The organism is Shimia fortis (assembly GCF_040225985.1).
Classification (GTDB): Bacteria; Pseudomonadota; Alphaproteobacteria; order Rhodobacterales; family Rhodobacteraceae; genus Shimia.
The window spans coordinates 580,525-594,118 of record NZ_JBBPEU010000001.1 but is presented as its reverse complement, the minus strand read 5'-3'; the positions used below and the strand labels follow the sequence as shown (position 1 = coordinate 594,118).

The 13,594-nt window shown below is 59.9% G+C and carries 16 protein-coding genes; 12 read left to right on the top strand and 4 right to left on the bottom strand.

Going from position 1 to position 13,594, the window contains the following annotated elements:
- From WNE31_RS02720 to WNE31_RS02685, 8 genes are read left to right on the top strand one after another with little or no spacing between them, the layout of a single operon-like run.
- Positions 1-303, top strand: a complete 303-nt coding sequence (locus WNE31_RS02720; protein WP_349978103.1) for an urease subunit gamma — start codon at positions 1-3, stop codon at positions 301-303.
- 12 nt (positions 304-315) lie between these two features.
- Positions 316-483 carry a peptidase M23 gene (locus tag WNE31_RS02715; RefSeq protein ID WP_349978101.1) on the top strand — a complete coding sequence of 56 codons (168 nt, stop codon included), beginning with the start codon at positions 316-318 and terminating at the stop codon, positions 481-483.
- Complete coding sequence (locus WNE31_RS02710; RefSeq protein ID WP_349978099.1) at positions 480-785, top strand: urease subunit beta; 306 nt, start codon at positions 480-482, stop codon at positions 783-785. Before WNE31_RS02715 ends, WNE31_RS02710 begins: the two co-directional genes overlap by 4 nt.
- Positions 785-2,545, top strand: coding sequence for an urease subunit alpha (ureC, locus tag WNE31_RS02705; RefSeq protein WP_349978098.1), 1,761 nt, complete (start codon positions 785-787; stop codon positions 2,543-2,545). The genes WNE31_RS02710 and ureC overlap by 1 nt, the downstream gene beginning before the upstream one ends.
- A gap of 10 nt (positions 2,546-2,555) precedes the next feature.
- Positions 2,556-3,002, top strand: a complete 447-nt coding sequence (gene ureE / locus WNE31_RS02700; RefSeq protein ID WP_349978096.1) for an urease accessory protein UreE — start codon at positions 2,556-2,558, stop codon at positions 3,000-3,002.
- Positions 2,986-3,624 (top strand): urease accessory protein UreF, encoded by a 639-nt coding sequence (locus WNE31_RS02695; protein ID WP_349978094.1) that lies wholly within the window; start codon positions 2,986-2,988, stop codon positions 3,622-3,624. The genes ureE and WNE31_RS02695 overlap by 17 nt, the downstream gene beginning before the upstream one ends.
- A complete protein-coding gene (gene ureG / locus WNE31_RS02690) occupies positions 3,621-4,250 on the top strand; it encodes an urease accessory protein UreG (RefSeq protein WP_349978093.1) in 630 nt (209 codons plus the stop codon). Before WNE31_RS02695 ends, ureG begins: the two co-directional genes overlap by 4 nt.
- Positions 4,251-4,304: 54 nt before the next feature.
- Positions 4,305-5,018 carry a glycosyltransferase family 25 protein gene (locus tag WNE31_RS02685; RefSeq protein WP_349978091.1) on the top strand — a complete coding sequence of 238 codons (714 nt, stop codon included), beginning with the start codon at positions 4,305-4,307 and terminating at the stop codon, positions 5,016-5,018.
- A 72-nt stretch (positions 5,019-5,090) separates the two neighbouring features.
- On the opposite strand, the gene WNE31_RS02680 is transcribed toward WNE31_RS02685, so the two are convergent.
- Positions 5,091-5,744, bottom strand: a complete 654-nt coding sequence (locus WNE31_RS02680; protein ID WP_349978090.1) for a peroxiredoxin — start codon at positions 5,742-5,744, stop codon at positions 5,091-5,093.
- Between the two features lie 231 nt (positions 5,745-5,975).
- Between WNE31_RS02680 and WNE31_RS02675 the strand changes: the two genes are divergently transcribed.
- Positions 5,976-7,406: an aldehyde dehydrogenase family protein gene (locus WNE31_RS02675; protein ID WP_349978089.1), complete on the top strand. Its 1,431-nt coding sequence runs from the start codon at positions 5,976-5,978 to the stop codon at positions 7,404-7,406.
- A gap of 71 nt (positions 7,407-7,477) precedes the next feature.
- On the opposite strand, the gene WNE31_RS02670 is transcribed toward WNE31_RS02675, so the two are convergent.
- On the bottom strand, positions 7,478-8,149 hold the full coding sequence (locus WNE31_RS02670; RefSeq protein ID WP_349978087.1) for an FkbM family methyltransferase: 672 nt from the start codon (positions 8,147-8,149) through the stop codon (positions 7,478-7,480).
- Between the two features lie 82 nt (positions 8,150-8,231).
- Here WNE31_RS02670 and WNE31_RS02665 point away from each other — a divergent pair, with 82 nt between their 5' ends.
- On the top strand, positions 8,232-9,077 hold the full coding sequence (locus WNE31_RS02665) for an alpha-1,2-fucosyltransferase (RefSeq protein ID WP_349978085.1): 846 nt from the start codon (positions 8,232-8,234) through the stop codon (positions 9,075-9,077).
- A 73-nt stretch (positions 9,078-9,150) separates the two neighbouring features.
- On the opposite strand, the gene WNE31_RS02660 is transcribed toward WNE31_RS02665, so the two are convergent.
- Positions 9,151-9,807 carry an RluA family pseudouridine synthase gene (locus tag WNE31_RS02660; RefSeq protein ID WP_349978084.1) on the bottom strand — a complete coding sequence of 219 codons (657 nt, stop codon included), beginning with the start codon at positions 9,805-9,807 and terminating at the stop codon, positions 9,151-9,153.
- Positions 9,808-9,908: 101 nt separating this feature from the next.
- Here WNE31_RS02660 and WNE31_RS02655 point away from each other — a divergent pair, with 101 nt between their 5' ends.
- Both WNE31_RS02655 and WNE31_RS02650 read left to right on the top strand, forming a co-directional pair.
- Complete coding sequence (locus tag WNE31_RS02655) at positions 9,909-10,319, top strand: nuclear transport factor 2 family protein (protein ID WP_349978083.1); 411 nt, start codon at positions 9,909-9,911, stop codon at positions 10,317-10,319.
- Between the two features lie 51 nt (positions 10,320-10,370).
- The gene (locus tag WNE31_RS02650) at positions 10,371-11,120 is read left to right on the top strand and encodes an SGNH/GDSL hydrolase family protein (protein ID WP_349978082.1); all 750 of its coding nucleotides are present in this window, start codon (positions 10,371-10,373) and stop codon (positions 11,118-11,120) included.
- Here the strand turns inward: WNE31_RS02650 and WNE31_RS02645 are convergent.
- Complete coding sequence (locus WNE31_RS02645) at positions 11,110-13,563, bottom strand: GcvT family protein (protein ID WP_349978081.1); 2,454 nt, start codon at positions 13,561-13,563, stop codon at positions 11,110-11,112. The two genes, WNE31_RS02650 and WNE31_RS02645, sit on opposite strands and share 11 nt — an antisense overlap.
- Positions 13,564-13,594 lie beyond the last annotated feature (31 nt).

Here is a 13,594-nt window from a genome sequence, read left to right as displayed (position 1 = left end):
ATGAACCTGACCCCCAGAGAAAAAGACAAACTGCTGATCGCCATGGCGGCCGAGATTGCCCGCAAACGGCTCGTCCGTGGCGTCAAGCTGAACCACCCCGAAGCAATCGCGTTAATCACGGATGCGGTGGTCGAAGGTGCGCGCGACGGGCGGTCCGTGGCCGACCTGATGGAGGCCGGCGCGCAGGTTATTACGGTCGAAGACTGTATGGAGGGCATCCCCGAGATGATCCACGAAGTGCAGGTCGAAGCCACCTTTCCCGACGGCACCAAGCTCGTCACCGTTCACAACCCGATCCGCTGAGGAGACCCCGATATGAAACACCTTATGCCTGCTGCTGTCGTTCTTTTTGCCGTCCCCGCCTTTGCGCACGAGGGCGCGCATATGCACCCGCATGGGAATGATCCCTCGTGGGCTGCGCTAATGGTGGCGCTACTGGTCGGGGCGGGGGCCGCCACTTTTCTGTGGAGTCGCAACAAATGATTCCCGGAGAACTTTTTCCGGCCGAGGGCACCCTTGAGTTGAATGAAGGGCGCGCAGTGACCACGTTGATGGTGGCCAATACCGGCGACCGCCCCGTGCAGGTCGGCAGCCATTATCACTTTGCCGAAGCCAACAGCGCGCTGGATTTTGACCGCGCTGCCGCCCGTGGTCAGCGGCTTGACATTGCGGCGGGCACAGCCGTGCGGTTCGAACCCGGCCAGCGGCGCGAGGTCAACCTTGTGCCGATTTCGGGCGCACGCCGTATCTTCGGATTTAACCAAAAGGTCATGGGGGACCTCTGATGCCCAGCCATATTTCCCGCGCAGACTATGCCGCCATGTTCGGCCCTACCACCGGCGACCGGATGCGTCTGGCCGACACCGACCTGATCATCGAGGTCGAACGCGATCTGACTGCCGAATTGGCAGGGGCCACACAGACCGGCGGATCCGGATCAAACGCCACGCTCTATGGCGAAGAGGTCAAGTTCGGCGGCGGCAAGGTGATCCGTGACGGTATGGGACAGGCCCAGACCACGCGCGCCGAGGGGGCCGTTGATACGGTGATTACCAACGCGCTGATCGTGGATCATTCCGGTATTTACAAGGCCGACGTGGGCCTCAGGGACGGGCGCATCGCAAAGATCGGCAAGGCGGGCAATCCCGACACGCAACCCGGTGTGAATATCATCGTCGGCCCCGGCACCGAGGCCATTGCAGGCGAAGGTCGCATCCTGACCGCAGGCGGGTTTGACAGCCACATCCACTACATCTGCCCGCAACAGATCGAGGATGCGCTGCATTCGGGCCTGACCACCATGCTGGGTGGTGGCACCGGTCCAGCGCACGGCACGTTGGCGACAACCTGCACCCCCGGCCCCTGGCATATCGGGCGGATGCTGCAATCGGCGGATGCGTTCCCGATGAACCTCGCTTTTGCGGGTAAAGGCAATGCCTCGCTTCCTGCCGCGCTGGAGGAACAGGTCAAGGCCGGTGCCTGCGCGTTGAAACTGCACGAAGACTGGGGCACGACGCCGGGCGCGATTGACTGCTGCCTGTCGGTGGCGGACGCGATGGACGTGCAGGTGATGATTCACACGGATACGCTCAACGAATCCGGGTTCGTGGAAAACACTGTTGCCGCCATGAAGGGCCGCACAATCCACGCCTTCCACACCGAAGGCGCAGGCGGGGGCCATGCGCCGGACATCATCAAGATCTGTGGCGAAGAACATGTTTTGCCGTCGTCCACCAATCCGACCCGCCCCTTCACGGTCAACACCGTGGACGAGCATCTGGATATGCTGATGGTATGTCACCATCTCGACAAATCCATCCCCGAGGACGTGGCCTTTGCCGAAAGCCGCATCCGGCGTGAAACGATTGCCGCCGAAGATATCCTGCACGACATGGGCGCGTTTTCGATCATCGCCAGCGACAGTCAGGCAATGGGACGCGTGGGCGAGGTTCTGATCCGCACATGGCAGACCGCCGACAAAATGAAGAAACAGCGCGGGCGGCTGTCCGAGGAAATCGGCGACAACGACAATTACCGTGTCCGCCGTTATATCGCGAAATACACTATCAACCCCGCCATCGCGCATGGCATCAGCCATGAGATCGGCAGCATCGAGGAAGGCAAACGCGCCGATCTGGTGCTGTGGAACCCGGCCTTCTTCGGAGTGAAGCCCGAAATGGTCCTGCTGGGCGGCACCATCGCCATGGCGCAGATGGGCGACCCGAACGCGTCGATCCCGACGCCGCAACCGGTTTATAGCCGCCCGATGTTCGGGGCCTATGGTCGCTCGGTCGAAAACTCGGCCGTGACCTTTGTCAGCGCCGCCGCACAGGCCGAGGGGTTACGCGATCAGTTGGGCCTGGCGAAACAAACCGTCGCTGTCGACAATACGCGCAGGATCGGCAAATCGGATCTGATCCTGAACAACGCCGCGCCGGAAATCGAAGTGAACCCCGAAACCTATGAAGTGCGCGCCGATGGCGAATTGCTGACCTGTCAGCCCGCCGAGGTTCTGCCGATGGCGCAGCGCTATTTCATGTTCTGAGGCAAAGACAATGACACAAGCAATTGCACGCACCTATCACGCGCACGCGCACAAGGACCTCGCCACGCAGGTGGCGCTGGACTATGAGGCGCGGTTTCTGCGCCGCAAGGTGCTGACTACGGATGACGGGCAGTCGGTTCTGGTGGATCTGCCAAAGACAACCTCGCTGGATCATGGCGGGGTGCTGATTCTCGAAGATGGCCGAGAGGTCGGTATCGTTGCCGCACCCGAAGAGTTGCTGGAAGTCACCGGCGAACACCTGCCGCGATTGGCGTGGCATATCGGCAACCGGCATACCCCCTGTCAGATCGAGGAAACCCGCCTGCTGATCCAGCGCGATCATGTGATCCGCGACATGCTGGACAAGATCGGCGCCACCGTGCGCGAAGTGGTGGAGCCGTTCACCCCAGAAGGCGGGGCCTATGGCCACGGACGAACACATGGCCACAGCCACTGAGATCCTGACGCTGACGCAATGGTTTTCGCCCGCCTATCCGGTGGGGGCCTTTGCCTATTCGCATGGGCTGGAATGGGCCGTGGAGAGTGATCAAGTGACGGATGCGGCCAGTTGCAAAGCGTGGGTTACGGACGTGCTGCGTGATGGCGCAGCGCGCAACGACGTGATCCTGATGGCCGAGGCGTATCGCGCTGACAATCCGCAAGCCGTGGATGCCATCGTGCGCGCGCTCGCGTCCTCGAAAGAGCGGCTGATGGAGACCCGTTTGCAGGGTGAGGCGTTTTGCGCGGCAACGTCAGCGATTTGGGCAAGGGACCTTTCCGGGCTCACCTATCCAGTGGCCATGGGGCATGCGGCACGGTTGGAAAACCTGTCTCTGGAATTGACCGCACAGATGTACCTGCAAGCCTTCATGAGCAACTTGATCGCGGCGGCGATGCGGCTGGTGCCTCTAGGCCAGACCGAAGGACAACAGGTGATCCGGGATCTCACTCCCCTTTGTGCCGAGATCGCCAGCAAGGCCATCGGGCAGAGGCTGGACGATCTGGGCAGCGCGGCCTTTCTGGCGGATATCGCAGCCATGAAACATGAAACCCAATATTCAAGGATTTTCCGCACATGAGCGAGATGAACGGACCTTTGCGTGTCGGGATCGGCGGCCCCGTCGGTGCTGGCAAGACCACCCTGACCGCTGCGCTGAGCGAGGCGCTGAAAGACATCTATTCGATCGGTGTGATCACTAACGACATCTACACACAGGAAGATGCCGAGGCCCTGATGCGGATGCAGATTCTGCCACAGGATCGCATTATCGGCGTTGAAACCGGCGGCTGCCCCCATACCGCAATTCGCGAGGATGCCTCGATCAATCTGGCTGCGGTGGCCGAGATGCAGGACCGCCACCCAGACGTCGAACTCGTGCTGATCGAAAGCGGCGGGGATAACCTGTCTGCCACCTTCAGCCCCGAACTGGCCGATGTGACAATCTATGTGATTGATACGGCGGCGGGCGAGGAAATCCCGCGCAAAGGGGGGCCGGCGATCACCAAGTCGGATATCCTGATCATCAACAAGACCGATCTGGCGCCCTATGTCGGGGCCAGCCTTGAAGTCATGGAACGAGATGCCGCCCGCATGCGCAAAGGCCGCCCCTTTGTCTTTGCCGCCATGCGCCATCGTGAAGGCGTCGACAAGATCATCAGTCTTTTGCAGCAGATCGGCGGGCTGCGGGTGCCGGAACCTGCCTGACGCCCATCCCTCAAATGGGTTTGCGTGTTCCCGCGGCATCTCTATGAAGGGAACATGCACAGCCTGATCATTCATATGCCCGGGTCGACCGAGCGCCGCGCAAATGTCGACACCCTGTTGGCCACATTGCCCAACGCCGAGATCGTCGATGCGGTGGATGGGCGCCTGCCCGAAGTTCAGGCCGCGACACCGATTGTGGCGGGCACATTGTACCGACCATGTTATCCTTTTCCGCTGAAAGGCGGCGAGGTGGGGTGTTTCCTGAGCCATCGCAAATGCTGGCAAAAGATCGTGGACGAGGATTGGGACGCAGCGCTTATCGCCGAGGATGATCTGGCCATCGACCCCGAGGTGTTGCCTGCACTTCTGCGTCTTGTGGGGCGCAATGCAACGCCCGAGTCATTTATCCGCATCCCGCCAAAAGACCGCGAACCTCTGACCACAGTCATTGACCGCGAAGGGGATCTGGCCCTTTTTACTCCGCGCCGGATTGGTCTTCAGACGACGGCTCAGGTGGTGGGACGGATTGCAGCCAAACGCCTGCTGGCCGCAACCGAGACACTGGACCGCCCAGTTGACAGCTTCCTTCAGATGCACTGGGTCAGCGGGCAACCGGTTCAGACCATTCTTCCCAACGGGGCGCGTGAACTGGTGTTTGGCGGGGGATCCACCGTGCAACAAAAATCGGGCAACCTGCCGCAAAAGCTGTTGCGCGAATTTCACCGCGCCCGCTATCGCGCAGCCGTCAAGCGTCACCCCCAAACGTGAAAAAGAGGCGGGACACCCCGCCTCTTTCGATTTGTCATTCAAAACGGGCCCAATACCCGGACGCACAGCGGCTTAGCTGGGGTCGCTGATGAAGCGCAGATAAGGCAGCTTTGCGTCGATCTCGCCGAACTTTTCCTTGGCGGCGGCGTCGTCCAGCGTCAGGGCAACAATCACGTCCTGCCCTTTGACCCAGTTCGCAGGTGTCGCGATCGGCGCCCCATAAGTGGATTGCAGACCGTCCAGCGCACGCACAACCTCGGCAAAGTTGCGACCGACGGACATCGGGTAGGTCATGATCAGCTGGACCTTTTTGTCCGGTGAAATGATGAAGACAGAACGCACCGAGGCGCTATCTGCGGCAGTCCGCCCGTCGGGCAGGTACGCCTCGGCCGGCAGCATGTCGAACAGCTTGGACACTTCAAGCGATTCGTCGGCAATGATCGGGAACCCGGCCTTGGCGCCGGCAAAGCCCTCGATATCGTTTTTCCAAGCAACATGTTCCTCGGCGCCGTCGACGGACAGGCCGATGACCTTGGTATTGCGCTTGGCCCATTCATCCGCCAACTGCGCCACGGCGCCGAATTCGGTGGTGCAGACAGGGGTAAAATCCTTGGGGTGCGAGAACAGGATGGCCCAGCTGTCGCCAATCCAGTCATGGAAGGTGATCGTGCCCTGATCCGTTTCAGCGGTAAAATTCGGGACGATGTCGTTGATACGCAAACCCATCTTATGCTCCTTCAAAGCGTTGGTTTATATTCTGCAATTTAGATACATTCCAAACTTACCTTTGCAAGAGGCCGCACCACAGATTTTTCGGTTGGGACCGAATGTCGCGATATTGACGGCACCGCATAATTTGATCAAATTACAAGTGACGCCGCGACACGCACCCCAAGGGTGATCTTGCGGGACTCGGATCGCACTGACACAGTGCTTGGAAATTCTCGGAGGAAGACCATGATTGAGAAACGCCAGTTTTACATCAACGGGGAATGGGTTGATCCCGTTTCGCCGCATGACATGGATGTGATCGACCCGGCCACGGAAGAAGTCTGTGCTGTGATCTCGCTCGGTGATCAGGCCGACACCGACGCCGCCGTTGCAGCGGCCAATGCCGCGTTCCCCGGCTGGGCCGACACCCCGCTGGAAGAACGCATTGCACTGATCCGCGAGCTGGGCGAGATCTATACCGCCCGCAAAGAAGAAATGGGCGAAGCGATCCGTATGGAAATGGGCGCGCCCAAGGATCTCGCACACAATAACCAGTGGGGTGCAGGCAGCTGGCACCTCAACGGGTTCCTTGATGCGCTAGAAGGCTTCGAGTTCGAAAAACCCTATAAAGGCAAAGACCGGATGCGGCTTGAACCGATTGGCGTCTGCGGTCTGATCACACCGTGGAACTGGCCCATGAACCAGGTTGTGCTCAAGGCCATTCCCGCGATGGCGGTGGGCTGCACCATGGTTCTGAAACCGTCCGAAATCGCACCGCTGTCGTCGCTCTTGTTTGCCGAGATGGTGGACGAAGCCGGGTTCCCGAAAGGGGTGTTCAACCTCGTCAACGGGGATGGCGTGGGCGTCGGCTCGCAACTGTCGTCGCATCCGGATGTGGACATGATTTCTTTCACAGGCTCGACCCGCGCCGGCATCGCCATTTCCAAGGCGGCGGCGGACACGCTCAAGCGTGTCAGCCTTGAACTGGGTGGCAAAGGCGCGAATGTCATTTTCGCGGATGCCGACGAAAAGGCCGTCAAACGTGGTGTGATCCACTGTATGCAGAACTCGGGCCAGTCCTGTAACGCCCCGACTCGCATGATGGTGGAACGGTCGCGCTATGCGCAGGCCCTTGAAGAGGCCAAGGCTGCCGCCGAAGCAACGCAGGTCGGCCCGACCACAGAAAGTGGTCGCCATATCGGCCCGGTCGTTTCGGAACTGCAATACAACAAGATTCAGGACCTGATCGAAATCGGCATCAAGGAAGGCGCAACCCTTCTGGCCGGGGGTCTTGGGCGCCCCGAAGGCGTGAACAAAGGTTACTACGTGCGCCCCACCGTGTTTGCCGATGTGACGCCGGACATGACCATTTACCGCGAGGAAATCTTTGGTCCGGTCCTGTCGATCATGCCCTTTGACACCGAAGAGCAAGCGATCGAAATGGCCAATGACACCGTGTATGGCCTGACCAACTATATCCAGACGCAAGATGACGACAAACGCCTGCGCGTGGCCCGTAAGGTCCGTTCCGGCATGGTCGAGACCAACGGCATCGGACGCCAGAACGGCTCGCCCTTCGGGGGTTACAAACAGTCGGGCAACGGGCGTGAAGGTGGCGCCTGGGGCATCGAGGAATTCTGCGAGGTCAAGGCGATCTCGGGCGTTCCGATGGAGTGATCCACACCGCATACCAAAAAAGAAGCGCCAGAGCCCTGCTCTGGCGTTTTTCTATTCCAAGGGCCGAGGTGTCAGACCCCGAGACCCTTTTTGTGCCATTCTTCCCAGATAAAGGGATAGCACCACACACAGTCATGCGTCCTTGAAAGCGCCTCGCGGATCTCGTCACGACGGGCGCGGTCATCTTCGGTGAATTTGTGAAACTGCACAGTGATCCGGTCGATCCGGTCAATCAGCCCGTCCTCGATCAAGGCAGGCAGAAGGTCGTATTCTCCGCCCTCGATATTCACCTTCATCACCGCCACATGATCAAGGCCATTTTCTTCGAACACAGGTCCCACGGCGCGCACCTGCCCCGTCACGCTGGGACCGTCGCCGACGAGGGCCGAGGACGCATCGCCATCATCCGACAGGTCCATCTCCCCGTCTGCATGGCCAATTGCATAGGGGTGGATCACCACATCCTCTTGCCCCGCAAAGCGGGCCTTCAGGTCTTTGGCAAATGACGGGTGCAGTTCAAACACCTCGACCCGCACCGCATAGCGGCGGCGCATCATCTCGGCCCACTCCCCGTGGAACCCGCCGACATCCAGCACGGTTTGCCCGGTCAAAAGGCCGGTATAGGCCCCCGGCGTGCCCTTGCCATGCGCCCTGCGGAAGTTCTTGTAGTCACGTCTGAAAGCGCGGTAGGCCGGGTCTGTCAGGATCCGCCAAAATTTGCTGAGCTCACTGCGGACACTCATTGCGATCCTCGCATTTCTACCTCGCCTTTCGTGCAAGCACTCTGTAATCAGTTCCCTATACGCGAGAAGAAAGCGGGCGAAAATGATCATTGCAAGACTCTTCGGCGGTCTGGGGAACCAGATGTTCCAATATGCCGCAGGAAAGGCTCTGGCCGAACGGCTGGGCGTCGACCTAGCCCTGGATTGCCGCGTGATTGACCACCGTGGGACGCGACGCCTGACAGAAGTATTCGATCTCGACATCGTGGCACCCGAAAACCTGCCGCCCGCAAAACATGAAAGCCTTCTGGGCTATGGTCTGTGGCGCATGATGGGCCGTGCGCCCCGGTTCCGGCGTGAAAACGGCCTTGGCTACAATCCCGCATTCGAACGCTTGGAAGATGGCTGCTATCTGCACGGCTATTGGCAGACCGAACGGTATTTTGCGCCCATCGCGGATCACCTGCGCAAGGTATTCCGTCCTGTCCCCGCGCCATCTCCGGAAAACGCCGCGATGGCTGACCGCATTCGTGCCTGCACCTCGGTGTCGCTGCATGTGCGGCGCGGCGATTACCTTGCGCTAGGGGCGCATGGGGTCTGTGACGAGGCTTATTACCACGCCGCCCTGCAGCAGATCGCCCCGCAACTCGACGCGGACCCGACCGTGTTCGTGTTCTCTGACGATCCGCAATGGGCCAAGGACAACCTGCCCCTGCCCTTTGAAAAGGTGGTGGTCGACCTGAACGGTCCTGCCACCGACTACGATGACCTGCGCCTGATGAGCCTGTGTTCGCACAACATCATCGCGAACAGTTCGTTTTCGTGGTGGGGCGCATGGCTGAATGACAATCCCGACAAGATCGTGACCGCACCTGCAACATGGTTTGCGGACGCCAAGATGCACAACCCCGATATCCTGCCGGAAGGCTGGCACCCCATCACCGCCTGACCACACGTCTTTTTCTTGGGTCAAATACCTCGGGGTGAATTGACGCCACCGGCGTCAAAAGGGGCAGCGCCCCTCAGAACGGCGCCTTGGCCCGAAACGCCATGCCCCGACCGCTTTCCGGGTGGTTCAGGCGCAACTCCTCTGAATGCAGCATCAACCGATCATACCCGTCCCGCTCCTGACCCTCTGCATAAAGCGGGTCACCAAGGATGACATGCCCCAGCGCCAGCATATGCACGCGCAACTGATGGCTGCGTCCGGTCTTGGGCATCAGGCGCACACGGGTTTCGCTCTCGCCATGTTTCAACACCCGCCAGTCAGTCACCGCAGGCTTGCCGTTTTCGTGATCCACCATCTGGCGCGGGCGGTTGGGCCAGTCGACGATCAGCGGCAGGTCAACCGTGCCGGTTTTGGGCTCAAGGTGTCCCGCCACACGCGCAACATAGGTCTTCCGCGTGGTGCGTTTTTCAAACTGCATCGACAGGTTGCGCTGCGCATGCGGCGTCAATCCAAACACCATCACCCCCGAGGTATCCCGATCCAGACGATGCACCAGCAACGCCGTGGGAAAGGCCGCCTGTACGCGGGTCAGCAGGCAATCCGCAAGATGCGCGCCACGCCCCGGCACCGACAACAGGCCCGAGGGCTTGTTCACCACGACGATCTCGTGATCTTCATGCAGGATATCCAGCGGGTCCTGCGGCGGGGTGTAGCTGTCGATCTGACTCATGCCGCCTGCAATACGCCTTTGCGAAAGGGGCGGCAACCCGACGTCATGCTTGCGCAAGCGCCTTCAATCGGCAGGCTGAACACAACATGAGGAGGCCGACCATGCACGCAACCATTCAACGCATGACCGAAATTGTCGCATCGGGGGATGACACCAAAATCATTGAAATCCTTGCAGATGACGTGCAATTCATGCCGCCGACCTATTACAAAACCTGGACGGGGGCCGAGCCGACCGCCGCGATCCTTGGCCACGTTGGGCAGATTTTCCAGGATTTCGAATACCGCCGTATCATGGGTGAGGGCAAAGACTGGGCGCTCGAATTCCAGTGCAAGGTTGGCGATCTGGATGCGGTCGGGGTGGACCTGATCACGCTGGATGACGATGGCAAGATTGCAACGTTTGAAGTGGTGATGCGACCCTACAAGACCGTTGGCGCCCTGCGCGATGCCATCATGGCACGCGTGATAACCGATCCGCGTTTCCTGAAGTTCAAGGACGCCCTGCGCTGATCCGCGCTTGGCCGTTTGCCCGGCCTTCGCCCAGCACCACCTGTTTCTGTCATGCCCCTGTCCAAAGACCAGATACTGCGCATTCCCCTGATTCCGGTCTTGGCCGCGCAGGCGCTTTATGTGCGCAGTATCGCGCAGAAATTGCCTGAACCGCCGGGGCCACGACAGGGGCACGCAGGCGCCGGTGAGAAGCTGAGCCTGTTGATCCTCGGGGATTCCTCTGCGGCCGGGGTTGGAGCCTCGACACAGGCAAACGCGCTGAGCGGGCAACTGGTGGAACACCTTTCGCAGCGTTTTGACATGGACTGGCACCTTCTGGCGGAAACCGGTGCCACGACGAAATCGAACCTTGGCAAGCTGCCGGATTTGCCACCGACACGCTTTGAGGTTGCGGTGCTGGTGCACGGGGTCAATGACACGACGCGCCTGACGTCAAAGGCAACCTTCAAAGCGCGGCAAACCCGATTGATGGAACATCTGCGCGCGCAACACGGGACACAACTCTTTGTCCTTTCCGGCCTGCCGCCGATGCACCACTTTCCATTGCTACCCCAGCCCCTGCGCTGGGTGCTGGGGTGTCATGCCGAGCGGCTGGACCGTGCACTGTCCGAGCTGGCCAGGGACCGCGGAGATTGTACGCATCTCGCACTTGATCTGCCGTATGAACCAAGGTTCATAGCACAGGACGGGTTTCACCCCTCGGAAGAGGCATATCGCGAATGGGCGCATCTGGTTGCGGACACTCTTCTCGAATGCCTGTCAGACGAGGCGCAGATGCCCTGCCTTGGGGTCAGACCTTAACCCGCTCAGATTTTGGGTCATACATCGGTTTGAGCGAGGCTTCCGCCTTTACACGCACGCCGCAGACGTCGATTTCATAATCTGATCCCAACACTTCTGCGGCGCTTTCCCCCTCGCAGGGGACATAGCCCATCCCGATCGCCCCACCCAACGTGTGACCGTAATTGCCTGAGGACAGATAGCCCACATATTCGCCGTTTCGCAGGATCGGTTCGTTGTGGAACAAAAGGGGTTCCGGATCGGTCAGCCGGAATTGAACCAGCCGGTTCTTGGGTCCGCTTTCCTTGCGTGTGATGACAGCGGATTTGCCGATAAAGTCGTTGGGCTTGTCCGTTTTTACCGCAAAGCCAAGACCGGCATCGACGACATGATCCTCGCAGGTGATGTCATGCCCGAAATGGCGGAACCCCTTCTCGATGCGGCAACTGTCCATCATATGCATGCCACACAGCTTCAGCCCCATGTCCTGACCTGCTTCGAACAGCGTTTCGAATGCATGACCTGCCATGTCGGACGAGACATAAATTTCCCATCCAAGCTCTCCGACATAGGTGACGCGATGCGCCCGTGCGAGCCCCATGCCCAGTTCGATCTCTTGTGCGGTTCCGAAAGGATTGGTCGCGTTCGAAAAATCCGCAGGCGAGACCGCCTCGAGCAACTTGCGTGAATTGGGACCCATAACGGCCAGAACACCTTCGGCCGCAGTCACATCGGTGATGACGACGTTGAAATTGTTCTTGTGGCGCGCCATCCATGTCTGATCGGCCAGTCGCGTCGCGGCAGGTGTCACGACCAGATAGGCGGTTTCGCTCAATCGCGTGACGGTGACATCGGCCTCGATCCCGCCGCGGTTGTTCAGGAACTGAGTATAGACAATTTTGCCATTCGGCACCGTATAATCGCCGCCACCGATATGATTCATGAAGGCTTCGGCATCCGGCCCCTCGACGCGGATCTTGCCGAAAGACGACATGTCGTACATGCCGACATTCTCGCGCACGGCGCGGTGTTCGGCCGCCGAGTTTTCAAACCAGTTCTGACGTTTCCAGCTGTATTGGTATGCGCGTTCCTGACCTTCGTTTGCGAACCAGTTGGCGCGTTCCCAGCCTGCCAGTTCACCAAAAACGGCACCCTGTTCCCTAAGATGGTGGTGGAAGGGCGTACGCCGCACCCGTCGGGCGGTGGCTTTTTGCCGATAGGGGTAGTGGTCAGCGTAAAGCAGCCCGAGTGTTTCCTTGGAGCGTTCGTACAGGTATTTCTTATTTCCCTGGAACGGCTGCATCCGGCTGATATCGACATCGCCCAGATCAAACGGCTTTTCCCCGCTGTCCATCCACGCGGCAAGCGCCATGCCCGCACCACCCGCGGATTGTATACCGATCGAATTGAACCCTGCGGCGACCCAGACATTGTCCATCTCGGGCGCCAGACCAAGGTGATAGGCATCATCCGGCGTGAACGACTCGGGGCCGTTAAAGAAGGTGTGAATACCCGCCTCGGCCAGCATCGGCATCCTGTTGATCGCATCTTCGAGGATCGGTTCGAAATGGTCGAAGTCCTCGGGCAACTGGTCGAATTCGAAATTTTCGGGGATGCCATCCATGGCCCAGGGTTTCGCATTCGGTTCGAACGCGCCCAGCATCATCTTGCCCGCGTCTTCCTTGTAATAGGCGCACTCATCCGGCACGCGCAGAACTGGCAATGGCTTCAAGCCCTCGATGGGTTCGGACACGATATAGAAATGTTCGCAGGCGTGCAGCGGCACGTTGACCCCGGCCATGCGGCCCACTTCGTGCCCCCACATTCCGGCGCAATTTACGATCATGTCACAGGCGATGTGCCCCGACGCCGATCCATTATCCGCGACCCAGTCCACCCCGGTGACCTTACGGCCCTCCTTGACGATCTCGGTAACCTTGATGCGTTCCTTGACGATGCCACCGCGCTGTCGCGCGCCTTTCGCCAGAGCAAGGGCGATATTCGCCGGGTCCCCCTGCCCGTCCAAAGGCAGGTAAACTGCCCCGACCACCCCCTCAAGGTTCAGGTGTGGGTACATTTCCCTGACACGATCATTCGAGATTTCTTCGACCTCGACCCCGAATGCGCGCGCCATCGCGGCCTGGCGATAGATCTCTTCCTTGCGCTCTTCGGTCAGGGCCACAGTGATCGACCCGACCCGCTTGAACCCGGTCGCCACGCCGGTTTCTTCTTCCAGAGACCCGTAGAGTTCTTGCGAATATTTCGCGAGCTTGGTCATGTTGGCGGTGGCCCGCAATTGGGCGATCAAGCCTGCGGCGTGCCACGTGGTGCCCGAGGTCAGTTGCTTGCGTTCGAGGAGAACCACATCCTGCCAGCCGAGTTTTGTCAGGTGGTAGGCCACCGAACACCCGACCACGCCGCCACCGATAATGACCACGCGGGCCTTGGAAGGAAGATCAGCCATCATGCTCTCCTGCGATCTGATTTAGGGGCAC

What these genes read in the sequence shown, in the direction of transcription:
- ureE (WP_349978096.1), top strand. Translation starts at nt 2,556, where the DNA reads ATGACACAAGCAATTGCACGCACCTATCACGCGCACGCGCACAAGGAC.
- WNE31_RS02710 (WP_349978099.1), top strand. Translation starts at nt 480, where the DNA reads ATGATTCCCGGAGAACTTTTTCCGGCCGAGGGCACCCTTGAGTTGAAT.
- WNE31_RS02660 (WP_349978084.1), bottom strand. Translation starts at nt 9,807, where the DNA reads ATGAGTCAGATCGACAGCTACACCCCGCCGCAGGACCCGCTGGATATC.
- ureC (WP_349978098.1), top strand. Translation starts at nt 785, where the DNA reads ATGCCCAGCCATATTTCCCGCGCAGACTATGCCGCCATGTTCGGCCCT.
- WNE31_RS02715 (WP_349978101.1), top strand. Translation starts at nt 316, where the DNA reads ATGAAACACCTTATGCCTGCTGCTGTCGTTCTTTTTGCCGTCCCCGCC.
- WNE31_RS02680 (WP_349978090.1), bottom strand. Translation starts at nt 5,744, where the DNA reads ATGGGTTTGCGTATCAACGACATCGTCCCGAATTTTACCGCTGAAACG.
- WNE31_RS02665 (WP_349978085.1), top strand. Translation starts at nt 8,232, where the DNA reads ATGATCATTGCAAGACTCTTCGGCGGTCTGGGGAACCAGATGTTCCAA.
- WNE31_RS02650 (WP_349978082.1), top strand. Translation starts at nt 10,371, where the DNA reads ATGCCCCTGTCCAAAGACCAGATACTGCGCATTCCCCTGATTCCGGTC.
- WNE31_RS02695 (WP_349978094.1), top strand. Translation starts at nt 2,986, where the DNA reads ATGGCCACAGCCACTGAGATCCTGACGCTGACGCAATGGTTTTCGCCC.
- WNE31_RS02645 (WP_349978081.1), bottom strand. Translation starts at nt 13,563, where the DNA reads ATGGCTGATCTTCCTTCCAAGGCCCGCGTGGTCATTATCGGTGGCGGC.
- ureG (WP_349978093.1), top strand. Translation starts at nt 3,621, where the DNA reads ATGAGCGAGATGAACGGACCTTTGCGTGTCGGGATCGGCGGCCCCGTC.
- WNE31_RS02675 (WP_349978089.1), top strand. Translation starts at nt 5,976, where the DNA reads ATGATTGAGAAACGCCAGTTTTACATCAACGGGGAATGGGTTGATCCC.
- WNE31_RS02670 (WP_349978087.1), bottom strand. Translation starts at nt 8,149, where the DNA reads ATGAGTGTCCGCAGTGAGCTCAGCAAATTTTGGCGGATCCTGACAGAC.
- WNE31_RS02685 (WP_349978091.1), top strand. Translation starts at nt 4,305, where the DNA reads ATGCACAGCCTGATCATTCATATGCCCGGGTCGACCGAGCGCCGCGCA.
- WNE31_RS02655 (WP_349978083.1), top strand. Translation starts at nt 9,909, where the DNA reads ATGCACGCAACCATTCAACGCATGACCGAAATTGTCGCATCGGGGGAT.
- WNE31_RS02720 (WP_349978103.1), top strand. Translation starts at nt 1, where the DNA reads ATGAACCTGACCCCCAGAGAAAAAGACAAACTGCTGATCGCCATGGCG.